A 23728-nucleotide genomic window follows, 5' to 3' on the forward strand; every position below is an offset into this window, starting at 1 on the left:
ATAGTCACCCTGATTTTTGAAGCTGTACTGAAGAAAGCTTCTTTCCCTTGTAAAGCCAGCCCGGAAAGTAAAAAGAAACCCTGTCGGAAACAGGGTCAATATCTCGCATGCCGGCTTATATTCAGGAGGACTCCGATCGCCATCAGCATTAGAGTGAGGGATGAACCGCCATAGCTAAGGAATGGGAGTGTAATCCCAGTTACCGGCATCAGCCCGGTAACAACCCCGATGTTTATCATAACCTGGATCGCCACCATCGCAATGATTCCCACGGCAAGGAAGCTGCCGTACAAATCAGGTGCTCCCAGCGCAATCCTTATCCCCCTCCAGAGGAGGAGAGAAAACAATAAAAGCACGAAAGAACCACCGATGAAACCCAATTCTTCCGCCAGGATGGCAAAAATAAAATCGGTCTGGGGTTCAGGCAGATAAAAAAACTTTTGCCTGCTCTCCCCGAGGCCAAGGCCGAATAGCCCGCCTGGCCCTATTGCATATAGTGACTGGATGATCTGGAAGCCGCTCCCAAGCGGATCCTCCCATGGATCAAGGAATGATGTGATCCGCTTCATCCTGTACGGAGCTGACAGCACCAGCCCCGCAAAGCCCCCCAGGCCGATAAGCCCAAGAACAGCAAAATGGCTTATCTTCGCCCCGGAGATAAATATCATAACCACACAGGTCCCGATCATCACGGTCCCTGTCCCAAGGTCAGGCTGAAGCATAATCATCCCGAATGCAAGAAATGCGAGCCCAAGGGAAGGGAGGAGCCCTTTGCGGAAAGAGGTTATCAGCTTTTGCCTTTCAGAAAGGTACTTAGCCAGGAACGCAATCATGGCAAGCTTCATGAATTCGGAAGGCTGGATGGAAAATGCCCCTACGCCTATCCAGCTCCTTGATCCATTCCTTACATTTCCCACCCCGGGAATAAGAACGAGAACCAGCAGTACAAAGCAAATAATTACAATTGCCTTGGCCCAGGTCCTCCATGTCCAATAATCGATATTCATGATAAAAAACATGGCCATGATGCCTGCAGCTGCAAAGAGCATCTGCCTCTTCGCAAAGAAAAAGGAATCATCAAACTTATACTCTGCCCAAATGGCACTGGCGCTGTATACCATAATGAGGCCGACTGCCAGCAGAGTAAATGTAACTAAAATCAATATAAAGTCCGGAGTAGATTTTTTTGTTGGCAACAGAATACACCTCGAATGCAAGTTTTAGGGCCTGCATGAGCATGCATTCTAGTTTGCAGCACAATGAAGATGCAGTCGCTCCCGGACGGTCAGCGCCCGGGACAAGCCCTTACTTAAGCTTATGCACCGCATCGATAAAAATGTCTCCCCTGACCTCAAAAGTTTTGTATTGGTCCCAGCTTGCACATGCCGGCGAGAGGAGAATGACATCGCCCGGCTTTGAAAGCCTGTAGGCGGCGGGTACGGCGCTAGCAACATTATCGACACGCATGATCGATTTTATTCCCGCAAGCTTTCCTGCCTCTTCTATTTTTCCGGCTGTCTGCCCAAAGGTGATCAATGTTTCTACATTAGCCAGTGAAGGGATCAATTCTTCAAAGCCATTGCCGCGGTCGAGGCCGCCGGCCAGCAGTATGACAGGAACATCAAAAGCGGCAATGGCATTTTTCGTAGCAAGTATATTAGTAGCCTTGGAATCATTGTAGAATTTCCGTCCATCCACTTCACCGATATACTGAAGTCTGTGTTTGACACCTGCAAAAGAGGACATGACCTTAAAGATCGCTTTATTATCCACGCCTGAAAGCTTCGCGGCTGCAATCGAAGAAAGGATGTTCTCCAGATTATGATTGCCGGGAAGGGATGCATCTTCCCGCTTCATGACAGGCTCCCCATTAAAGCAGATCCAGCCATCCTTTACACATGCCCCTGCCTCAAGAACCCTGCTGACAGAGAACGGCACAATCCGGGCGCGGCTTTCTTCTGCTAATTGAATGACAGCCTCCTGATCAGCATTGATAATAAAGTAATCTTCTTCTGTCTGGTTTTTAGTAATATTGGCTTTGGCTTCAAAGTAATCATGCCTTGTCCCATGATAATCCAGATGGGCATCATACAGATTTGTAAGGATCGCGATTTTCGGCCTGAAGGCCTCTATGCCCATCAGCTGGAAAGAAGACAGCTCAATGACAATGGTATGATCGGATCTTGCACCTTCAGCAACGCCTGTGGCAACCGTCCCAATATTCCCCGCAATCAACGGCGACTTTCCGCCCGCTTCCAGCATTTCATGGACAAGGGTTGTGGTTGTTGTCTTCCCGTTCGTTCCAGTGATCGCGATAAATGGCGCTTCGGAAATCTGATAAGCAAGCTCCACTTCTGTAATGACAGGAATGCTGCGCTCCATGGCACCCTCTATCATTGGATTATGATAAGGGATTCCCGGGTTCTTAACAATAAGTTCAAACCCTTCATCCAAAAGCTCTATCGGATGGTCTCCGCATATAACCTTGATCCCCTGCTCAAGCAAGCCCTGGGCTTCCGGATTTTCAGATAAAGGCTTCATATCATTAACAGTAACGAAGGCCCCCAGCTTGTGCAGCAGGGAAGCTGCACTCACCCCGCTCTTGGCGAGTCCGAGTACAAGAATTTTTTTATGATTGTAAGTATCTATCTGCTTCAATTATAACCACACCTCGATATAGATTCCCAGGATTGCAAACAGGAGCCCGACTGTCCAGAAAGTCACTACTACGCGCCATTCCGACCAGCCGACAAGCTCATAATGGTGGTGAAGGGGACTCATTTTAAAAATCCTCTTGCCAGTTGTTTTAAAAGATATTACCTGCAGAATAACAGAAAGCGTCTCAATGACAAAAACTCCCCCGATGATGATCAGGATGAACTCAAGCTTTGTCAGGATGGCAACAGTTGCAATTGCACCGCCCAGGGCAAGCGAACCGGTGTCGCCCATGAATACTTTTGCCGGATGGGCATTGAATACAAGGAATCCCAGGACAGCACCCACAACAGCAACTGAAAAAATCGACACTTCAAATTGGGACTGGTTCCATGCCAACACAGCAAAGGCACCGAACGCGATTGCCGCAGTACCGGAAACAAGTCCGTCCAGCCCGTCTGTCAGATTGACAGCGTTGGAAAAGCCGACGAGCCAAAAAATGATGAACAATGCATAGCTCCAGCCTAAATCAATGGACAGATCTGTAAATGGGATAGAGACCTCTGTTGAAAATTCATTTGTCTGGAAGATGAAATAAAAAATGAGCGATATGATAATCTGGCCCAGCAGCTTTTGCTTAGAAGTAAGGCCTAGATTCCTTTTTAGCGCCACCTTGATGAAATCATCTAGAAAACCGAGAAGCCCAAAGCCCAGTGTGACCAGCAGGACCATATATATCTCCGCTGTAGGCTCTGCAAACTTGCTGGACATCACCAGGGTAGTCACAGTTACCGAAAGCAGAATCATGATCCCGCCCATTGTCGGCGTACCGGTTTTTTTCTGGTGCGACTGCGGTCCTTCCTCCCGGATGCTCTGGCCGAATTTCAGCCTTCTAAGGAAAGGGATGAAAATGGGAGATAGTAGGACTGTTATTAAAAACCCCATCAGGATTGTCAGAAATATTGCCTGCTCCATCATTTTATTCCCCTCCTTCCTGTAATGCCCGCTCATTCATTACTGCAATATCATATGTAGTGAGCCTGTCATTAAGACTTTTATTTTCTATCTTATGGTAGTTATGGGCAGCCATGCCGCATTCGGCACCGCTGGATTGAATAGTATTCGTCATGATCAAAAGCCTTTCAGTATATCTATTTATTATTTGTTATAGAGTATATCATCGGAGCAGCAGCTTTTCCGGCTGCTGCCCTGGTTATCTGTTTTGTATAGCTTCTCTGGCTGCAGTCCTGTCGTCAAAGTCAAATGTCTGCCCGCCGATCTGCTGGTATGTTTCATGCCCTTTGCCTGCTATGAGAATCACATCTCCCTTGCCTGCAGCACCAACACTGTATGCTATTGCCTCTTTGCGGTCTGCTATCATTGTATAATTTCCTTCAGGGACGCCCGCAGCCATATCTTTCAATATTTCTTCCGGATCTTCGCTTCTCGGATTATCCGATGTAAATACCGCATCAGTTGCAAGCCTGCAGGCGATTTTAGCCATCAGTGGCCTTTTGGTTCTGTCTCTGTCACCGCCGCAGCCAACTACGACGAAAATCCGGCCCTCAGCAAACTCTTTTACCGTTTCCAATGCATTTTCCAGACTGTCAGGAGTATGCGCATAGTCGACAATCACAGAAAAATTCTGTCCGGCATCCACTGTTTCAAATCTGCCCGGGACACCTTTGACAGTTGAAATGGATTCCAGGATCGCTTCGAGCTCAAGACCTGAAGCCAAAGCTGCCCCAATTGCAGCCAGCACATTATAAACACTGAATTTGCCGATCAGCTGCATGGCAACAGGGTGCACGCCAAACGGGCTGACAAGGTCAAATGAAGTGCCTCTGGCATCCATCTGGATGTGCACGGCACGCAAATCCGCCTCATTATCGATTGCATAGGTCAGAATCTGCGCGGCAGTCGATTTCCTGTATTCGGCGCTTGCCGGATCATCGGCATTCAGTACAGCATACTTAGGTTTATTGTGATAGAACGCGCTCCCAAGCTGTGCAAAAAGCAAGCCTTTAGCCCTTCTGTATTCGTCCATTGTATTGTGGTAATCCAAATGGTCCTGTGTCAGATTAGTAAATACGGCCACATTGAAATCACAGCCATGGACGCGCCCTTCATCAAGTGCGTGGGAGCTTACTTCCATAACAGCCGCTTCCACTTTCTTTTCGACCATGGAAGCAAAGGTCTTCTGCAATGTCAGGCTTTCCGGCGTCGTATTCTTCGTTTCAAGCGTCTCGCCGGCGACTTTGGTGTACATCGTCCCGATGAGGCCCGTGCTTTTGCCGGCATCAGCCAGAATCTTTTCAATAAGATGGCTTGTCGTCGTTTTCCCGTTTGTACCGGTGATTCCAATCAAATGCAGCTGCTGGCTTGGCTGGCCGTAGAAAGCATCCGCCAGTACAGCCATGGCCCTTGCTGTATCCTTGACAATGATGACAGGGACATTCAGCGAAAGCTCCCTCTCAGCCAAAACGGCCGCCGCCCCGTTCTGGACAGCTGTTTCTGCATAATGATGTCCATCAACCGTAAAGCCCTCGATGCAGATGAACAAGCTCCCTTTTTTCACTTGCCTGCTATCATTTTCTAAGGACACAATTTCAGGATTATCACCACCAAAAGGTTTAAAGGGGTGGAGATAGTGTAGCAGTGTATGTAATTTCAATTGAACCCATTCCTCTCATTCCGCAGGAAAGACAGGCAGCATCAGCCTGCATCATCCCCTGCCGTTTTGCTCAGTCGGCCACGCAGCGGATCTGCAGCTGCTTTTTTCATAGCTGAAAAAGCAGCTGTATGCTTTCCCTAAAGCTCTCAGCCAAAATAATTCATGGCGACTTATATTTTACATGATTATTCTTCTTTTAGCCATTTAGTAATGAAAATTTAAAGAAAAACTTCCTTTGACTGAAATGGATGAATAAATTCCTTTTGCTTCTTACTAAAGAAAACGGGCAGCGCTGACCGGCCGCCCGCATCCTGCTCTTATTTGTCATCAAAATACAGTCTGATTGTAGACCCTTCCTTCAGTTTCACACCAGGCTGAGGGGTTTGCCTGACAACTGTCTCGCCTTCCCCGCTGCCGTCTATTTTCAGGTTGACAATCAATTCGCCGAGCTCCTTTTTCGTAATGCCTACTAAATCGGGCACTTCCACCATCGGAGTATCCAGCCATGTCAGCTCTTTTTCAAGCTGTTCCTTTCTCGGCTCAACACCCATTGCCCTAAGGCTGTCGCCCATGATATTCCCGACGATCGGTGCAGCAACCACCCCGCCAAACTGGATAGTGCCTTTAGGATTGTCAACTGCCACATAAACAACAAGCTCAGGATCGTCCGCAGGGGCAAAGCCTATAAAGGACACAATATGATTGTTCTCGAGATATCTTCCGTTTTCCGCCTTTTGCGCAGTCCCGGTTTTGCCGCCGACCCTGTATCCGTCTACGAACGCTTTTTTCCCGGACCCTTGAGCCACTACACTTTCAAGCGCTAGGCGGATTTCCTTAGAAGTTTCCTCTGATATGACCTTCCTCTTAGCCTCAGGGGTTTTTCTCATCACAATTTCACCTGAAGCAGGGTCAATCAGCTCTTTTGCTATAAATGGTGTATACAGCGTCCCGCCATTGACGGCTGCTGATATTGCTGCAACCTGCTGGATCGGCGTAACGGAAACACCCTGTCCAAAAGCAGTGGTCGCCAGTTCAACCGGACCGACATTTTCAAGATCGAATAAGATCCCTTTTGATTCACCCTGAAGATCTATGCCTGTTTTTGCACCAAAACCAAAGTCTTTAATATATTTGAACAGTGTTTCCTTCCCAAGCCTTTCTCCTAATTCCACAAAGCCCGGGTTGCATGAATTCTGCACGACTTCGAGGAATGATTGGCTTCCATGCCCCCCTCTTTTCCAGCAGCGCAGCTTCGCTCCTCCTACTTCAGTGTAGCCCGGATCATGAAAGTGATCTTCGGCAAGGTCTACTTTCCCTTCTTCAAGGGCAGCTGCAAGAGTGATGATTTTAAAAGTGGAGCCCGGCTCATATGAGCTCCAGACCGGCAGGTTCCGGTTGTAAATATCCGGCGCAACGTTCCGGAAATTGGCAGGATCAAAGTCCGGCCTGCTTGACATTGCGAGGATTTCCCCTGTATTCGGGTTCATGGCAATCGCAATGATCCCGTCCGGATTATAGGCCGCCTCTGCAATATCCAGCTCCCTCTCGACAATCGTCTGCACCTTCGAGTCGATCGTCAGCTTCAGGTCCATGCCATCGACCGGCGGCTTATAATCATCTGCCATATCATTCATCCGCTGTCCTTTTGCATTTGCGTAAAATTTGACAGAGCCTTTCTCGCCCTTCAGATCTTTGTCATAGTAAAGCTCCAGCCCCATCAGCCCCTGGTTGTCGATCCCGGCAAATCCGAGCACATGTGAAAGATAATTGCCAAAAGGATAATGCCGCTTGGAGTCCTCGGCGATATAGACCCCAGCCATTCCCTCTGCCCTGATTTCTGTTGCTTTTTCATGGGAAATTTTTCTGCCCTCAGGTATTTTCACACTTGATGCCTGCTTGGTGATCAGCTGAAGCGCCTTCTCCTCGGACATATTCAGTATGGCGGCCAGCTTCTCAGCCGTCTCATCAGGATCCTTTACCTGCCTTGGAACGACATAGACGGTCGGGGCACTGACATTGGTTGCCAAAGCCACACCATTGCGGTCGACGATTTCTCCCCTTTCCGGCTCGAACGGGATGTCCCGGCTCCACAGCTCTTTAGCTTCATCCGTCAGCATGCTGCCAAGGAAAAACTGGACATATCCGAGCCGGATATCGATGATGAAAAAGATGAGTATGCCTGCCAATAAAGCAATGGTCAACCGTTTTCTTACGGTAACATTTGAAACGCGCATGAAAAACGAACCTCCTTCAATTATGGCTCGTTCAACTATATGCTTGTACCAGCACAAATAGAACGCACCGCCTGAAACGGTGCGCCCTTTACTGTTAATCCAATACTTCTTCCTCTTCAGCGTCTTCCCCGCCGGCAGCTTCATCCTCTTCGGCAGCTGACCGGCTGTATTGTTCCAGAGGCGTTTCAAAGTCCACAATTAGAAACTCGCCTTCCTTGACTGGAGATCCCGGGGAAAGATTCTGTTTGACTGCAAAGCCGCTGCCTACCGTATTCAGCTTCAGGCCGGCAATTTTAGCCGTCTTCATAACATCCCTCATAGACCAGCCCTGCATATCAGGAACATTCAAAGTCCCGTCCGTTTTAATGACTACCCGTTCCCCTTCGAGTATAGAAGCTCCCGGTTCCGGAAGCTGTCCCGTTATTTTGCCGCCCTTCCCGATCACCGCCGGCACAAACCCTGCGCCGCTCAGCTTTTTGGCAGCATCATCCGCAGAAAGGCCTGCAACATCCGGAACCTCTTTTGCTTCGACCTTCGTCTGCTTTGAAGGTTCTATATTCAAATATTGAAGGCTGTTCTGCATAACCGGCTTGAAGATCTGCGATACAGGCAGAGACCCTTTTACGTAATCATCGATTTGCGGCTGCTGGACTGCCACATACATGACCAGCTCAGGATCTTCTGCCGGCGCCATGCCCATGAAGGAGAAAACATAGTTTTCTGGCCCGGTCAAATATCCGCCTGATCCCGGAATCTGTGCGGTTCCGGTTTTCCCGGCAACTTTATAGCCTTCCAGATTATATTTTTTATAGCCTGTACCTTTCTCTGATGAAACTACTGTTTCAAGTATATCAAGGACTTCCTTCGCCGTTTTTTCGGAAATCGGCTTTCCGGCGCTTTCAGGCTTTGTGTCCTTGATCACTTCTCCTGTTGCTGAATCAACGATTTTGTCAATCACATGGGGCTTCATCATCTGCCCTTTATTCGCAATGGCGGTCGCTGCCTGGATCTGCTGGATCGGCGTGACAGCCGTCCCTTGTCCGAATGCAGTGTTTGCCTTTTCAATCGGATACTGATAGGCGAATTTAGCACCTGTTTCATTCGGAAGGTCTATTCCGGTAGGATTATCAAACCCAAACCTGGTCAAATACTTCCTGAAAGCATCAAAGCCAAGCTGCTCTTTGGCAATTTTTGCAAAAGCAACATTGGAGGATCGCTGCACTCCTTCGAGATAGGTGATTGAACCCCATCCCCGTCCATAGTTATGGTCCCGGACCGGCCTTGATCCCTTGTCCACCACATAGGTCCCTGACTCATACCAGGCATTGGGATTGAACTGCCCTTCTTCAATCGCAGATGCCAGCGTAAATATCTTCATGGTCGAACCAGGTTCAAATGAAGTCTCGATTGCCTCATTATACCAATCATCTGACAGGCCTTCCCTTGTCTGGGGATGGAAGGACGGCCGCTGAGACATGGCCAGGATGTCCCCTGTCTTAGGGTCAGCCACGATCGCCACCATTTTCTTCGGATTATATTCTTTTTGGACACTATTCATGCTGTCTTCCAGAAATGTCTGGATTTTTTTATCGATCGTCAGATAAACATCATTTCCATCCTTGGCCGGTTTTACCTTTTCGTCAGTCCCCGGGAGAAGATATCCCCAGTGATCTTTTTCATAGGTTACCTTCCCATTGATGCCGCTCAGGACGGTGTTCAGGCTTTTTTCTATCCCGAGCTTTCCGACTGCCGGCGTTCTTTCCGGCTCATCCTTATCCTCTTCTTCGGGCTTTTCAACATAGCCCACCAGATGGGATGCAAACATACCATTAGGGTAGAATCGCTTGATTTCCGGCCGGAAAGAAATTCCCGGAAGCTTCAGGTCCTCGATTTCCCTCTTAAGCGAATTGGATATATTGCGGCCTGCCGTACCAAACTCCACCTGTTTGGCATCAGGCTTTGATAGAATCCTCTTAATCTCGGATTCTTCCAGGTCAATTACCTTGGAAAGCTCCCTTGCCGTTTTATCTTTGTCAACCACGTGCTTAGGCTTCTTTTTGTTGACAGTCATATCTTTATCAAGAATGGCAACCAGCGTAAATGAGCTGGCGTCCTCTGCTACCACATCGCCCCCCCGGTCATAGATAGTTCCCCTTTTCGCCTCAAGGACGCGTTCATTGGTATACTTCTGCTCCGCTTTTGCCGCCAAAGGCTGGCCGCCCGCTTCTCCTGTTATTTGAATTGACACAAATCTGTACATCAGAACAAAAAAGAGCAGGCTGAATATTACAAATAATATCGCTGCTCCATAATTGATATTTGGCTGTTTTTTCATCATTTATCCTGTACACCTCTGACATTTTCATTAAGTGTCAGACCAAGAGATTTTGCTTTTTCAAAAATGCGCTCGTATGTACTTAGCTCGCTGATTTGCATTTCAAGCTCGCGATTTGATTTTTCTTTCTCGTTTATAGAGGTTTGGATATCCTGGATATCTTTGTTCATCTCATAAATGGCAGCCTGGTTTGAAATGATGTGGACAGCGCCAAAACAGACAATGGCCCCAAAAACGACACCCATTATTTTTTCGCCGGGCGAGAGCCACAGGTTCTTAATCTTAACCTTCTTCACCTTTACAGCTGTCTTGTGCTGCTGTACTTCCTCCTGCTGCATTTTCCTTGCCAAGTTGCTCATTTTATCCCTCCTGTGATCATATAGGGCCGGACAATGCCTGGCCTTAATTTTTATATTGGGGCAAGCTGTTAAGCTTGTCCCCTTATTAGTCTGCTTACAGTTTTTCTGCAACCCTCAGCTTCGCCGACCGCGCCCTGTTATTTTCTTCCAGCTCTTCTTCTGATGGAAGTATAGGCTTCCTTGCAACAAGCTTAAGCACCGGCTTGAACTCGTCTGGAATGATCGGCAGGCCCGGAGGCAGCGGCGGAGTCTCGCTTGCTTTCTTGAAAGTCGCTTTGCATATCCTGTCCTCAAGCGAGTGGAAAGTTATGACACTGATCCGGCCGCCTGGCTTTAGAATATCAATCGCCTGCTCAAGCGACTTCTCAAAAACACCAAGCTCATCGTTGACAGCAATCCTGATTGCCTGGAAAACCCGCTTGGCAGGATGGCCGCCCTTCCTTCTTGCCGGTGCCGGTATGCCGTCTTTTATCAGTTCGACCAGCTGGGAGGTCGTCTCAATCGGTGCTTTCTCCCTGGCGGCTTCAATCTTTCTTGCTATTTGCTTTGAGAACTTTTCCTCGCCATACCGGAAGAAAATCCTGACAAGGTCCTCATACGGCCAATCATTCACCACTTCATAAGCGGACAGGCTTGCATCCTTATCCATCCGCATATCAAGCGGAGCCTCATGATGATAGCTGAATCCCCGCTCAGGTGTATCAAGCTGCGGCGAAGATACGCCAAGATCATAGAGCACACCATCCACCTCAGTGACTCCGGCTTTTTCCAGCTCTTCCTTTAAATGAAGAAAATTGCTTTTTATTATAGTGATTTTGTCTCCATATTTGCTGAGCTTCTCTTGTGCATTTTCAATAGCTGTTTCATCCTGGTCAAAAGCATACAGCTTCCCCCGGCTTGACAGCTGTGTCAGAATCAGTTCACTGTGGCCGGCCCCGCCCATTGTACAATCGACATAGACGCCATCCGGCTTAATATCGAGACCGGCTACCGTTTCCTCCAGCAAAACTGTTTTATGATCAAACATCCTTGTCTTCCACCTTCCAATCGAATCATCGAGGAATTATTATACTAATAAAACATTCCCATTATATATCAAACCCAATCATATTTTCTGCAATTTCAGCAAAAGATTCCTCTGACTCTGCAAAAAAATCTTCCCACAGATGTTTGCTCCATATTTCGATTCGATTGGAAACGCCTACTATGACACATTCCTTTTCCAGCTTCGCATATTGCATGAGCGGGCTGGAAATGTTGATTCTTCCCTGCTTATCGAGTTCGCATTCAGATGCACCGGAAAAGAAAAAGCGGGTAAACGCTCGTGCATCCTTCTTGGTCAAGGGCAGCCCTTTCAGCTTTGTTTCAAGCTGCTTCCATTCAGAAAGCGGATAGCCAAACAAACATTGATCAAGCCCGCGTGTCAAAATGAACATTTCGCCCAAATTGTCACGGAATTTAGCAGGCACTATCAAACGGCCTTTTGTATCAACATTATGATGGTATTCGCCCATGAACATGCCCTAAACCCCACTTTCCAACTCAAATGTACCACATTCCCCCACTTTCCTCCACATGTTTTTAATATTCTCCTTGCATTCTGCAAATCCTTCTGGTAAATAATTATTTTTCTCCTTTTTATTTCCTGATGGAAAATTCTTTTCTGGATGCAGGCGCTGCTCTCAATGCGAAAAAATTCCCAGCCATATTGGCAAGGGATGGGGAAACAAATATCCATTTCAAAAAAAACTCATAAAAAAAAAGAGGTTTGGAATGTTTCCATCCCAAACCTCTTTACAGGCATGCAGGTCAGTGGCCGTCCTTCTTTTTAGAGCTTTACCAGTTTATGCTTTCCATCAAACTCAAATGGAAGCTCCATTATATCGTCTATAAGGGTAAGACCATGCAAATTCAGATAATATAGGATATTCCAGATCCGTTCCTGAGGCGACCCCGATGGCCTTAAGGCAGCTTCAATCCGCCTGTATTTAGTAAGAATGGCTGAATGCCTGTTTTTCAAGCTTTCTTCAGTCTTCGCCTCCATGAAATCCAGCTGCTTTAGAAGAAAAGATTCATTTTTTTCAAGCAGGGGCAGCATTCCCCTGTCAGTTTCCCGAAGACGGCTTTCAATCATCTTATACTGGCTGATCAGCTGCTTTTTCGTTTCTCCGAAAAGGCTTGAAAGCGCCTGGTCCTTTACTCCATCGACAAAAGCTTCCTGCTCTTTGCCTGTTCCATTTTCCAAAACCGCTGCAATTTCCAGGTCCAGATCCTGGATGTCCGAAGCAACAGGCCTTTCCAGCAATGTGATATTCAGCCTTGGCACAATCGGAGGCATCTCCATGCCGAGATGTTCAAATGCCTGTTTGAGCTCTGCCCAATAGGCAATTTCCCCCGGGCCGGCAATAAAAGCAAGGACCGGGAAAAGCCGTTCCTGCGTAATTGGCCTTGTCACCACATTATTGCTTAGCTTTTCCGGCGATTCCTTGGCAATCAGCGACAGTTCATCAAGAGAAAACTGAATAGCTCCGTTTTTGCCTTCGAATACGCTGAGTTCCTCATTATATTCCAGAAGGACCCTTTCAGAATTGAGTTCATCATAGAAAAAAAGGTTTGCTGCATTATCTCCTATTTCGATCGCCGGCTTAAAACCGGCCGCCTCCACTTCCCTCTGCTGCTGTTTGACAGCTTTGGTGATGGAGGAAAACTGGCTCAGCTGTTCAGAGAAAATGTTTTTTTCAAGCTTTCTCAGGCGGCTGTCGCCTGAATCGGCAAGCAAAATGCCATATTCCTTAAACAGCTCCATAATCATATATGAAAAAAAGTCCACAAAGGTTTCTGACTCGTCGGCAGCCCGCTGGACAAACTGAAGCAGATCTTTTGTATGCTCTGTTTCTCCATAGCCTTCAATCAGGCTTTCAGCCCAGCGGAAACACAGGGCTCGATCCAGCTCGATCATAGATACCATTTTCTTCTCCAGTATCTTATGCGGATACACAGCTTTTTCAATCCGCCCGCTGTTCTCCGCAAAGATATGATTGACCTCATGATAATCATGATCCTCCCCGGCTATCCAGAACACCGGTACAACGGGAACTCCGAGTTCGGCTTCCTTCTGCTTTGCAAGAACAATTATAGAAATTACTTTATGTATAGTATATAAAGGCCCAGTCAATATTCCTGCTTGCTGTCCGCCGATGATGACCACACTGTCCTCCGAGCGAAGCTTATCTAATGAAATGCCGGTTTTGTCCGAAGAAGGAAATCTGGACATATATTGCCCGATATAATCGGCAAGCTCTTCTCTGTAAAACTTCCGTCCCTTCAGCTCGTTCAAACGCCTTTGATATTCGCTGGCATCATGATAGCGGTAATGGAAAAAACGCTCCACCTCAGGCTCATGAGACGTATAATCTGTCGCAAACCGGCTGGATGCCGGCAGTGAGAGATTTAAAATCTCCATCTAAGTACTTCCTTTCTGGTCAACAATTTTCACTCCTATCTGAGTATATCATTGTCAGAATTGAAAAGAAAAAAACTTTGCCTGAGAAACATGCCCCAAAAATGACTATCGGAGCATTGCCTGCTTACGGAATAGACAGATAGCCGGAGACACTTTGAAAGACACCGAAGATCAAAAGGACAATATAGGCAGAGAAAAACAAAAGAAAATTGAATCGCCAGAACCCCTTGAAAATCATCTGGATATTAATTTCCTGTTTGACTTTCCAATGGATGACTGTGAATATGACTGCAGCAAACAGCATGAACAGCACTATAATCCATAAATAAGACCGTTCCCAAATAGCCAGGATCAAAAAATGAACAGAAAGAATAAGAAGAAATGTACTAGAGTCGAGTGCAATGCGGACTGACTTTTTGTGGCTTCCTGTAATTTGCTTGCTGATGACGAATACAATCAGGTAGCCTAGCAGCGGTACTGTTACAAGTGTTGCGGCAACTGCCGAAAAGAATGATGACATGATGGATCCCCCCTAGTTTCCAGGCTCCTTCCCCTTGATGCACGAATAAAATGCATGAACAAGGGGAGCGTGTTTATTTTTTTTATCCGCTTCTCCCAGAATATATCCGAGAATGGCATCAGCTTCTGTTTGCCTCTGGTTTTGCAGGTCTTTTAACATAGATGAAGTGTTTGATGAAGTTTTCCTGCAGACTGAAACCAAAGCATCAAAAGCTTCTTCAGGATCGGACAGCTCCAGCACAGCGGCAATTTCCGCAAAATATTTCTGCACTACTATGTAATAAAAGGGATTTTCAATCAATTCTCCATTTTTCACTTGAAGAATGCCAGTCAACGGGTTGACTACAGCATTGATGACAAGCTTTTGAAGGAGCATTTCCTTGTAATCCTTGCGGACAGTAAAAGGAAAGTCCCCTGAAGTTTCCTCCAGGCATTCGGCCGCTTCTGTTCCTTCTCCTGAGAAAACCGCTATGTTCGTTCTTCCAGCACCTGTGTGCTGAACGGTCCTTGCATCTTTTTTTAAAGCCCCATGCTCAACAGTTCCTACAAGGATGGCCCTGGCCCTGAGTTCGTGAAGCAGTGACAGATGGCCCATTCCATTCTGGAGAAATAAAAAAGAAGAGGGTGGGGCCGCCTGATTATCATTTATGATAGAAATAAGGGGGTGGATATCATATTGCTTGACCGCAATAATGGAGAGCTCTTCTTCTCCCTTCCATTCATCAGTCAGCAGCACCTGTACATAAGAAATATGTTCCCTGCCTTCCGCCAATAATGAAATCCCATATGAAGAGATAAGCTTTTTCTGCTCTTCAGAACGGACATACAGAGTGACGTCATGACCTTTCTGCAAGTATGCTGCAAATAATAATCCAATGCCCCCCCCGCCAATGATTCCTATTTTCATAATAACTCCTCTATTTTGTAACTTTTAGTAATATTCTATCAGATATAGCCAACTTCCTGTACTCCGCCTGGGACTTTTTCTTTTTTTTATAAAAAAAGCTGAAGTTATGGGATGAAATCAGGCAAGTGGCCAGCACGCGCAGAAGGTATTTAAAAGTAAATTAAAGGCATTTTGGCTTGATGAGTAGAGCGGAGCAGAACTACAGTGGTTAGAGGGCCTTAGTGGCTCTGACTAAAACCCTCTGTTTTCTTTTTTCCTGCTCAGAGGGTCTTACTGGCTCTGACTAAAACCCTCTGTTTTCTTTTTTCTTGATCAGAGGGTCTTAGTGGCTCTGACTAAAACCCTCTGTTTTCTTTTTTCCTGGTCAGAGGGTCTTAGTGGCTCTGACTAAGACCCTCTGTTTTCTTTTTTCTTGATCAGAGGGTCTTAGTGGCTCTGACTAAGACCATCTGTTTTCTTTTTTTCTGGTTAGAGGGCCTTAGCGGCCTTGACTAAGACCATCTGTTTTCTTTTTTCTGGTTAGAGGGCCTTAGTGGCTCTGACTAAAACCCTCTGTTTTCTTTTTTCCTGGTCAGAGGGTCTCAGCAGCCTTGACTAGGAACCTCTGTCTTCTTTATCTACAAATAAAGGGTTCCAGCCTCTGGACCGGAACCCTCCTCTCTTCTATTATCCAGCAGCAAAGCCTAGCCCTGATGAGGCCTTTCTATCAAACCGGATAAACCGGATGCTTTCTCACGCTGAAATTCAGTTCTTTTGTTTCATAATAAGAGAATCTCTCGATCAGCTGATCGCGGAGATCAGAGGCAGCGACAATATCATCTACGATCAATTCTGAAGCAAGCCTGTAGATATCAATATGTTCTTTGTATTCCTGCTGCTTCTCCTGGACAAAGGCGATTTTCTCCTTTGGATCTTCTATTTCATTGATTTTATTGGAATATACGGCGTTGACGGCGGCTTCAGGGCCCATTACCGCAATCTGTGCGGTCGGCAGGGCAATGCAGCAGTCAGGTTCGAATGCAGGGCCCGCCATTGCGTATAATCCGGCCCCATATGCCTTCCGCACAATGACGGATATCTTCGGAACAGTTGCCGAGCTCATGGCTGCGATCAGCTTTGCGCCGTGGCGGATAATGCCGGCGCGCTCAACCTTTGTGCCAATCATGAAACCTGGGACATCTGCAAGGAACAGCAGCGGAATATGGAAGGCATCACACAGCTGAATGAATTTTGCCGCTTTATCGGCTGAATCAACAAACAGCACACCGCCTTTAACCTTCGGCTGATTGGCAATGATACCGACAGCTCTCCCGCCTATCCGAGCCAGCCCGGTAACGATTTCAGGAGCAAACAGCTTCTTGATTTCAAAGAAACTGCCTTCGTCAATCAATGCATCAATGCATTCATACATATCAAAAGGCGCATTTTGGTTAACCGGAATGATGTCTTCCAGCTGACGGCCCTCTTTGGCTGCCATTCCCTCCAGCAGTTCCGTTTTCTTCAGAAAGTTTGGAGGGAAGTACGGCAAGTATTGTTTGGCATATTCGATCGCTTCTTCCTCACTGTATGCAAGCACGTCGCCGCAGCCGCTGACAGAACAATGCATACGTGCTCCGCCCATTTCTTCCAGCGTCACCTTTTCCCCAATGACCTTTTCAGCCATCCTTGGGGAACCCAGGTACATGGATGCGTTTTGATCCACCATGATGACGATATCACAAAAAGCCGGTATATAAGCCCCCCCTGCAGCAGATGGGCCGAACAGCAGGCAAATCTGCGGGATGACTCCCGACAGCTTGACCTGATTATAGAATATTCGGCCGGCACCTCGGCGGTTCGGAAACATTTCCAGCTGATCTGTAATCCTGGCGCCGGCAGAATCTACTAAATACAATAATGGAACCTTCAGCTTCTCGGCGGTTTCCTGGATCCGGATGATTTTTTCGACGGTCCTTGCCCCCCAGGATCCAGCCTTTACGGTTGAATCATTTGCCATGACACAGACTGTCTGTCCGCCCACTTTTCCAGTGGCGCAAACAACACCGTCAGCAGGGAGGCCTTCTTCCTTGCAATTGGCAAATTTACCGTCTTCCATATACTCCCCGTCATCAAATAAAAGCTCGAGGCGCTTTCTGACAAACAGCTTATTTTGCGCCTTCAGCTTTTCATGATATTTAGGGGGCCCGCCGGCTTCTGCCGCTTCGGACCTTTCCCTTAATGTTTCGGTCAAAGTGTTGACTGCCTTCATGTTATGCCTCCTCTTTTTCTTTTGGCGGACTGCTATTCCAGTACGATCAGAACGTCTCCTTCATTGACAAAATCACCGGCCGAGACTTTTACCTCAGCTACTTTTCCGTCCATATGGCTTTCAACCGGGATTTCCATTTTCATGGACTCCAGCATAATGACTTCCTGGCCGGCCTTGACCTCGTCCCCAGGCCCTGCCATTGTGTTCAAAACTGTACCAGCCATTGATGATGTTATTTCTTTCATGTGATTTCCTCCTCTTAATGAACTGCAAATTTCTTTTCCGCCAAAAAGGCAGTTGTATAATTTCCTTTAATAAAATCTTCGTCATTCAATATCTGCTGAAATAAAGGAGCATTTGTTTTGATCCCCGTGATTTCCAAATGTGTAAAGAAATCAGATGCCCGCTGGATCGCTTCTGACCTCGAGCCCCCGAAAATGATGCACTTCGAAATCATTGGATCGTAAAAAGGTGTGACTGTGTTTTCAGCGAGATATCCGTTATCCATCCGGATCCCGTCCCCCTTTATCCAGGAAAAGCTATCAATTTTTCCCGGAGAAGGCATGAAACTTACAGGATCTTCTGCATAAAGCCTGAACTCGATTGCATGGCCGTTCCTTGCTATTTCATCCTGCAGCAATGGAAGCTTTTCGCCCCTTGCCACGAAGATCTGCCATTTTACAAGATCCAGGCCGGTGATCTGCTCGGTTACGGGATGCTCGACCTGGAGCCTTGTATTCATCTCCAGGAAATAGAAATTCTCTTCTTCATCTACAATGAATTCAACAGTTCCGGCATTCACATAGCCGACCGCTTCTCCTGCTCTGAGCGCTGTTTTCAGCATATTCTGCCTTGTCCCCTCAGATAAAAAAGGGGATGGCGACTCCTCAACCACTTTTTGGTGTCTTCTTTGGATGGAGCAGTCCCTTTCATACAGGTGCACAAGGTTTCCGAATGAATCCCCGAATATTTGGACCTCGATATGCCTGGCATTAGGAATATACTTTTCTACGAATACTTCATCTGAGCCAAAATAAGCTTTTGCCCGTGCTTTCGTTGAGTCGTAGGACTTAGCGAGCGCTTGCTCATTTTCACAGCGGATCATTCCGATCCCTCCCCCGCCGCCGCTTGCCTTAAGCATGACAGGATAGCCCATTTCATCTGCAAGGCTTATAGCTTCTTCCAGCGTAGCGACACCTTCACTGCTTCCCGGAACGACCGCAACTCCCGCCTTGGCCATAGTATCCCGGGAAACGATTTTATCTCCCATCAGCTCTATGGTCTCAGGGGAGGGTCCGATGAAGACGATCCCCTCATCAGCTGCAGCGCGGGCAAAAGCCGCGTTTTCTGACAAAAAGCCGTAGCCTGGGTGAATAGCATCAGCCCCTTCAGCTTTGGCAATCCGCAGTATTTCATCTGTTTTGAGATAAGATCTGCCAACCGGGGGCTCCCCTATCCGGAAAGCATGATCTGCTTCCTGGACATATGGCATTCCGCTATCTGCATCTGAGTAAACAGCAATCGTTTCAATTCCCATTTCACGGCAAGTTCTAATAACGCGCGAGGCAATCTCCCCGCGGTTTGCAATCAGTATTTTTCGCACATTCAGTCCCCTTTCCTGGCTTAATCCCTGCAATAAAATATATTTCTACAAAGTTCTCCTTTTTCCCTTCTTTTTTTGAAAACGCTTTCTATATTATTTGAAAATAGCTAATAGCTCTCTTTCTTTTTGCCTGACAGCAGCATTCATTCCAGATATCTGCATGCTGCCATAAAATTCAACATCGATTACAACTTGATTATGCAGAATTATTTGTTATTTTGTTATATAATATTGGAAAGCGCCTTCAAATATTTGCTGTAACAGGCAGGTTTAATTTTCTATACTGCAGGGCAAAAAAATTCATATGATGTAATGTAACCAGTACGCAAGGGGGAAACATAATGGAATTTAAAGTAGAAAAATTAAAGGTGAACTATAAAACACTTGAGGAATTTAAAAGATTCAAAGAATATGGCCTGCAGGAATTATCCATGTTTGAAGATCTTGAAGCCAATATTATTGAGAACGACAGCGAATCTCCTTTTTACGGGATCTATTTCGGGGATAAGCTGGTAGCCAGAATGAGTCTTTACCGGGAGGCTGCGAAGTTTGACCGGTATTTCAGCCCGCCGCAGGATTATCTTGAGCTCTGGAAGCTGGAAGTTCTTCCTGATTACCAGGGCAAAGGGTACGGAACTGCGCTTGTGAACTTTGCGAAAAGCTTCAGTCTTCCTATCAAAACCAATCCCCGCATCAAATCAAAGGAATTCTGGGAGAGGATGGGCTTCACTTCCGTCTCGTATGACATAGAAAGGGATCTGGGAGAAAACCCATTGGTGTGGATTCCTGCCGGAGCATCTGAACATACGGTTGAAAGCAAATAACAGGGGCAGACAGCCAGAAAGCGGACATCAATTGTCCGCTTTTTAGTATGATCACTTTTGAAATACCTGCTGGCTGTTCTTTGTTTTCTGCTGGCGGTCTTCCTCTTTCAGCACCACCATCTTCCTTGCCCTTTCCATTATTTCCGTAAGCGCTTCATAGTCTCTTTCCATGACAGAAATCTCCTTCAGCAGCCTTTCGTTTTCTGCAGCCAGGTAATATACCTGATTTTCCAGTTTCTTGATCTGCTCTCCCGTCTCAGCCGCGGCTGGCTGATTGGCTTTGCGGTACAATGCTTCAATGTAACCCACTATAACCTCAACTTCAGGGATTTCTGCCCCGGTAGCGGCTTTTTCCGTTGAGGTACCATCCCCCGTTTTGGCGGATTCAGGTTCATGCTTGCCAGTCTGGACTGCTTCCGGTTTTTTCTTCAATTCCTTCCGCTGTTTCTTAGCAAGCTCAATCCCTGATTTATATTGCTTCCTCACATAAGAATTCCATCTGAAACCGCAGGCCGCAGGGGTCCTTGAAAGCTGTTTTCCCACTTCCTCGAAGGCCTGCAGCTGTGTACCGCCTTCCCGGATATGGCGAAGCACCACTTCGGCAAGCAGCAGATCCTCATCCTGGGTCCAGGCATCCTGCCTTGTTGTCGACATCAGCTATCCCTCCTAGTCTTTTTAAAAGCATATGCTTCTGCTAGAAAAGATAGACTGATGCAAAATAAATTATAATGATTAAGAGCGATTTAGAAATTTGTCCACCTGGGCATGATGCTCATCCTTTTCCCACAGAACTGCACAGCGGCGGACTTCGTCGTCAATTCTCTGCAGAATATGGCTGTTTTGCCACTTTTTAATCTGCAGCCTTTTGTAGCTTTCAAGCACATTCACATCCAGCTGGAGAATTTTTGACAAATAATCCCTGCAGCTTTCGAGCGCTTCCTTTTGGCTTATCCTATGAATGAATCCGAGCTCCAGCAGTTCAGAGCACCCATAAACCGATGCTTCCGCCAGCATTTTCAGCGCATTGGCTGGCAGGAGTTTCTCCATTAAAATAGAGCCGCCGCCCCAGCCGGTCGTAATTGCTAGCTTTCCCTGGATGAATCCAGCCTTTGCACCCGGAGCTGCTATACGGAAATCGCATGCAGATGCAATCTCACAGCCTCCTCCAACCGCCGCCCCATTTAAAAAAGCCACTGTCGGTTTTGGCAGGAACAGCAGGTCTTTCAGGATTGCCGCCATCCCTGACAGCATTCCAAAAGCCTCATCCTCTGTCTTCAGGCTGTGGAAGAGCCCCAAATCTCCGCCTGAACAAAAAGCATGGCCTCCGGCTCCGGTTATCATAAGTGCCTTAACCTCTTTCCTGCCCGCCAGATTGACTGCCTCCCTCAGCCCTTCCATTACTTCATAGTTGATTGCATTCCGGACTTCCGGCCTGTTGATCGTGAATTGAAGCAGCCCATCTTCATGCTGTTCTATTGAATACGGCATCATCATCTTCCTTCACTTTTCTTCCATTATAGGAAGAAGTCCGGCTAAAAGGCAATAAAATCACAGAACAGCCCAGCTTCACCCGGAAAATGCCAAAATTAAAAGCACAGGGATATAATCCCTGTGCTTTTAATAGTGAAAATTAGTCGTTAACAACTTCTTTTCCTTTGTATGTTCCGCAAGCCTTGCACACGCGGTGAGCAAGTTTCATCTCACCACAGTTTGGGCATTCTACCATACCAGGCACTTGCAGTTTGAAATGAGTGCGACGTTTTCTTTTCGCAGTTTTAGAAGTTCTTCTAAAAGGTACAGCCATTCTTCCCACCTCCTTAAAGAGTATTAAGAAAGTTATGAAGGCCAGGTATTCGCTGGATTCTTCAAATGCTTCTTGTAGTAGTTCATAAGTCCGGAAATATTCCGGGGATCATAATCCAGTCTCCTGCTATTCGCCGGAGGGATCATTTTGATCAAAGAAATTCGCAAGCCCAGCAAGACGGGGGTCGACTTTCTTTTGAAGGTCTTCCTCCTGGATGACTTCCCAGTCCTTGCCGGATTGGGGGGCCCCCTCTTCACCGCTGTCCTCGCAAAAAACCTGCATAGGGACTTCAAGCAAAAGGATTTCTTCAATGATCGGCTGAAGATCAATGACATCGCCTTTCACCTGATGAGTTTCCTCTTCGGTTTCATAATCCAAACCTTTCAAGAGGAATGTTTCAGTTGTTTCAACATTAATTGGATAATGCACATCAACTAACGTACGAGAACAAGGCAGCACCAGATGACCTTTAATCGCTAAATGAAAAGTCACCTTGGACGAATCTATATCCGCCCGGCCAAATATATGAATCGGCGAAACTTCTCTGATCGTCGGGTCGGTCTCCCTGATCCCGCTCACATCCACTGTCTCATCGATCGGATAATCCTTGCTTCGATATTTCTGTAATTGACTTATTGTCCATTTCATACGAATCACCCCAAGGCAACAAAAGTAATTATAGCTTTCATATAATTATTTGTCAATATTTTTTCTTTACACTATAATTTAAGCTAGTTAAACGCAGAATCGGCTTATTTTCCGGGCTTTTTCCTCTTGAAGGAGTAGCCTCATCTACCATTATAGCTTCTGTCACTATAACATAGGTTTATCACAAGCAGCCGATATTAAACCATTATAAGGGGAATGTTCTTATGAAAGCAGTTGGTGTGATCGTTGAGTATAATCCTTTCCATAACGGGCATTTATATCACCTGAAAAAATCGAGGCAAGCAGCAGGCGCAGATATTGCCATAGCTGTCATGAGCGGAAATTTCCTCCAAAGAGGGGAACCCGCGCTCCTCTCTAAATGGGCACGGGCTGAAATGGCGTTAAAAGCCGGCGCCGACCTCGTTTTTGAGCTTCCCTATAAGTTCGCTGTTCAAAATGCCGAAACTTTTGCAGACGGTGCAGTTTCCATTCTTGCTGCTGCGGGATGCAGCTCCCTCTGCTTTGGGAGCGAATCAGGAGACATCGAAACATTCAACGCTGCCGTCCATCTGCTCGATGAGCATAATGAAGCCTACCAGGAAAGGATCAAGCACCATATAGGAGACGGAAACAGCTACCCTAAAGCATTGTCACTTGCTTTCAAAGATCTCGGGCTGGACGAAGCCGGGCTGGACCTGTCCAAGCCGAACAATATTCTCGGCTATCAGTACGCCAAGTCGGTCTATTCCCGCCATAAGGAATTGGAGCTCCTGACTGTGAAAAGAAAAAGTGCCGGCTATCATGACGAACATTTCTCATCAGAGACCATTGCGAGCGCAACAAGCATCAGGAAAGCTTTGTTTTCAGACGGGCTTGAACTGACCGATATCAAATCATATGTTCCTGGAACAACGCTTGACATCATGGAAGATTATAAAAAAACATTCGGTGCCTTCCACCAGTGGGAAATGTACTGGCCCTTCCTCAAATACCGGCTGCTCCAGATGTCCGCTCCTGAACTAAAAGAAATTTACGAAATGGAAGAAGGCCTTGAAAACAGAATCATGCATTCGGCCATAAAGGCAGGAACCTTCCATGAGTTTATGGAATCCATAAAAACGAAGCGATATACCTGGACAAGGCTGCAGCGGGCTTGTGTCCATATACTGACCAACACGAAAAAAGAAGAAATGCTGCCGCAGCCTAAGTCAGCATCCTATCTCCGGCTGCTCGGGATGAGTGAAGAAGGGCGGATATATTTAAACAGGCAAAAAGGAAGCCTCGGCCTGCCTCTCATCTCCAAGCTGTCTTCCAGCCCGGAAGAAGCTATGCGGCAGGATATACGTGCAGCCAGGATCTATGCTTCAGCCCTCCCACATCCGCAGCGCCAGAAACTGCTGGAAATGGAATACACTCAGCCGCCAATCTATCTGAAAGGCAGCAGGGCCTGACAAA

22 protein-coding genes are annotated in these 23728 nt (G+C 46.8%); 2 read left to right on the forward strand and 20 right to left on the reverse strand.

Annotated elements, in window-relative coordinates; genetic code table 11:
* Positions 1 to 95: 95 nt before the first annotated feature.
* The 16 genes from spoVE to ABU165_RS09430 all read right to left on the reverse strand — a co-directional run bounded on the left by spoVE (position 96) and on the right by ABU165_RS09430 (position 18997).
* The gene (gene spoVE, locus ABU165_RS09355) at positions 96 to 1196 is read right to left on the reverse strand and encodes a stage V sporulation protein E (protein WP_022543696.1); all 1101 of its coding nucleotides are present in this window, start codon (positions 1194 to 1196) and stop codon (positions 96 to 98) included.
* A gap of 109 nt (positions 1197 to 1305) precedes the next feature.
* Entirely contained in the window at positions 1306 to 2658 is a 1353-nt protein-coding gene (murD, locus tag ABU165_RS09360; RefSeq protein WP_148950231.1) for a UDP-N-acetylmuramoyl-L-alanine--D-glutamate ligase, read from the reverse strand.
* A complete protein-coding gene (gene mraY / locus ABU165_RS09365) occupies positions 2659 to 3633 on the reverse strand; it encodes a phospho-N-acetylmuramoyl-pentapeptide-transferase (protein WP_009791179.1) in 975 nt (324 codons plus the stop codon).
* A gap of 1 nt (position 3634) precedes the next feature.
* Positions 3635 to 3784, reverse strand: a complete 150-nt coding sequence (locus ABU165_RS09370) for a hypothetical protein (RefSeq protein WP_009791178.1) — start codon at positions 3782 to 3784, stop codon at positions 3635 to 3637.
* An 84-nt stretch (positions 3785 to 3868) separates the two neighbouring features.
* The gene (locus ABU165_RS09375; protein ID WP_318060125.1) at positions 3869 to 5329 is read right to left on the reverse strand and encodes a UDP-N-acetylmuramoyl-L-alanyl-D-glutamate--2,6-diaminopimelate ligase; all 1461 of its coding nucleotides are present in this window, start codon (positions 5327 to 5329) and stop codon (positions 3869 to 3871) included.
* A gap of 317 nt (positions 5330 to 5646) precedes the next feature.
* Entirely contained in the window at positions 5647 to 7563 is a 1917-nt protein-coding gene (locus ABU165_RS09380) for a stage V sporulation protein D (RefSeq protein ID WP_022543694.1), read from the reverse strand.
* A gap of 94 nt (positions 7564 to 7657) precedes the next feature.
* Positions 7658 to 9901 carry a penicillin-binding protein gene (locus ABU165_RS09385; RefSeq protein WP_009791174.1) on the reverse strand — a complete coding sequence of 748 codons (2244 nt, stop codon included), beginning with the start codon at positions 9899 to 9901 and terminating at the stop codon, positions 7658 to 7660.
* Positions 9898 to 10257 carry a cell division protein FtsL gene (gene ftsL / locus ABU165_RS09390; protein WP_009791173.1) on the reverse strand — a complete coding sequence of 120 codons (360 nt, stop codon included), beginning with the start codon at positions 10255 to 10257 and terminating at the stop codon, positions 9898 to 9900. Before ftsL ends, ABU165_RS09385 begins: the two co-directional genes overlap by 4 nt.
* Positions 10258 to 10351: 94 nt before the next feature.
* Positions 10352 to 11284 (reverse strand): 16S rRNA (cytosine(1402)-N(4))-methyltransferase RsmH, encoded by a 933-nt coding sequence (rsmH, locus tag ABU165_RS09395; protein WP_224950186.1) that lies wholly within the window; start codon positions 11282 to 11284, stop codon positions 10352 to 10354.
* A 61-nt stretch (positions 11285 to 11345) separates the two neighbouring features.
* On the reverse strand, positions 11346 to 11777 hold the full coding sequence (mraZ, locus tag ABU165_RS09400; RefSeq protein WP_009791171.1) for a division/cell wall cluster transcriptional repressor MraZ: 432 nt from the start codon (positions 11775 to 11777) through the stop codon (positions 11346 to 11348).
* A 308-nt stretch (positions 11778 to 12085) separates the two neighbouring features.
* Positions 12086 to 13720 carry a bacillithiol biosynthesis cysteine-adding enzyme BshC gene (bshC, locus tag ABU165_RS09405; protein WP_094767516.1) on the reverse strand — a complete coding sequence of 545 codons (1635 nt, stop codon included), beginning with the start codon at positions 13718 to 13720 and terminating at the stop codon, positions 12086 to 12088.
* A 124-nt stretch (positions 13721 to 13844) separates the two neighbouring features.
* Positions 13845 to 14240 (reverse strand): DUF3397 domain-containing protein, encoded by a 396-nt coding sequence (locus tag ABU165_RS09410; RefSeq protein WP_009791168.1) that lies wholly within the window; start codon positions 14238 to 14240, stop codon positions 13845 to 13847.
* A gap of 12 nt (positions 14241 to 14252) precedes the next feature.
* Complete coding sequence (locus ABU165_RS09415; RefSeq protein ID WP_318060126.1) at positions 14253 to 15146, reverse strand: 2-dehydropantoate 2-reductase; 894 nt, start codon at positions 15144 to 15146, stop codon at positions 14253 to 14255.
* 706 nt (positions 15147 to 15852) lie between these two features.
* Entirely contained in the window at positions 15853 to 17394 is a 1542-nt protein-coding gene (locus tag ABU165_RS09420) for an acyl-CoA carboxylase subunit beta (protein ID WP_318060127.1), read from the reverse strand.
* Positions 17395 to 17426: 32 nt separating this feature from the next.
* Positions 17427 to 17639: a biotin/lipoyl-containing protein gene (locus tag ABU165_RS09425; RefSeq protein WP_009791165.1), complete on the reverse strand. Its 213-nt coding sequence runs from the start codon at positions 17637 to 17639 to the stop codon at positions 17427 to 17429.
* Positions 17640 to 17653: 14 nt separating this feature from the next.
* Positions 17654 to 18997 (reverse strand): acetyl-CoA carboxylase biotin carboxylase subunit, encoded by a 1344-nt coding sequence (locus ABU165_RS09430; protein ID WP_318060128.1) that lies wholly within the window; start codon positions 18995 to 18997, stop codon positions 17654 to 17656.
* Between the two features lie 341 nt (positions 18998 to 19338).
* Between ABU165_RS09430 and ABU165_RS09435 the strand changes: the two genes are divergently transcribed.
* A complete protein-coding gene (locus ABU165_RS09435; RefSeq protein WP_318060129.1) occupies positions 19339 to 19821 on the forward strand; it encodes an N-acetyltransferase in 483 nt (160 codons plus the stop codon).
* Positions 19822 to 19872: 51 nt separating this feature from the next.
* Here the strand turns inward: ABU165_RS09435 and ABU165_RS09440 are convergent, their stop codons facing one another.
* The 4 genes from ABU165_RS09440 to ABU165_RS09455 form a co-directional block, all read right to left on the reverse strand.
* Positions 19873 to 20475, reverse strand: a complete 603-nt coding sequence (locus tag ABU165_RS09440; RefSeq protein WP_318060130.1) for an RsfA family transcriptional regulator — start codon at positions 20473 to 20475, stop codon at positions 19873 to 19875.
* Between the two features lie 78 nt (positions 20476 to 20553).
* Positions 20554 to 21312, reverse strand: a complete 759-nt coding sequence (locus ABU165_RS09445) for an enoyl-CoA hydratase/isomerase family protein (RefSeq protein WP_248137357.1) — start codon at positions 21310 to 21312, stop codon at positions 20554 to 20556.
* 139 nt (positions 21313 to 21451) lie between these two features.
* Positions 21452 to 21625, reverse strand: a complete 174-nt coding sequence (gene rpmF, locus ABU165_RS09450) for a 50S ribosomal protein L32 (protein ID WP_009791160.1) — start codon at positions 21623 to 21625, stop codon at positions 21452 to 21454.
* 126 nt (positions 21626 to 21751) lie between these two features.
* Positions 21752 to 22273 (reverse strand): YceD family protein, encoded by a 522-nt coding sequence (locus tag ABU165_RS09455; RefSeq protein WP_094769954.1) that lies wholly within the window; start codon positions 22271 to 22273, stop codon positions 21752 to 21754.
* Positions 22274 to 22497: 224 nt separating this feature from the next.
* Between ABU165_RS09455 and ABU165_RS09460 the strand changes: the two genes are divergently transcribed.
* Positions 22498 to 23724 carry a nucleotidyltransferase gene (locus ABU165_RS09460; protein ID WP_318060131.1) on the forward strand — a complete coding sequence of 409 codons (1227 nt, stop codon included), beginning with the start codon at positions 22498 to 22500 and terminating at the stop codon, positions 23722 to 23724.
* Positions 23725 to 23728 lie beyond the last annotated feature (4 nt).

The sequence above is a fragment of the Cytobacillus sp. T106 genome, assembly GCF_040492155.1.
Lineage (GTDB): Bacteria > Bacillota > Bacilli > Bacillales > Cytobacillaceae > Bacillus_AB > Bacillus_AB infantis.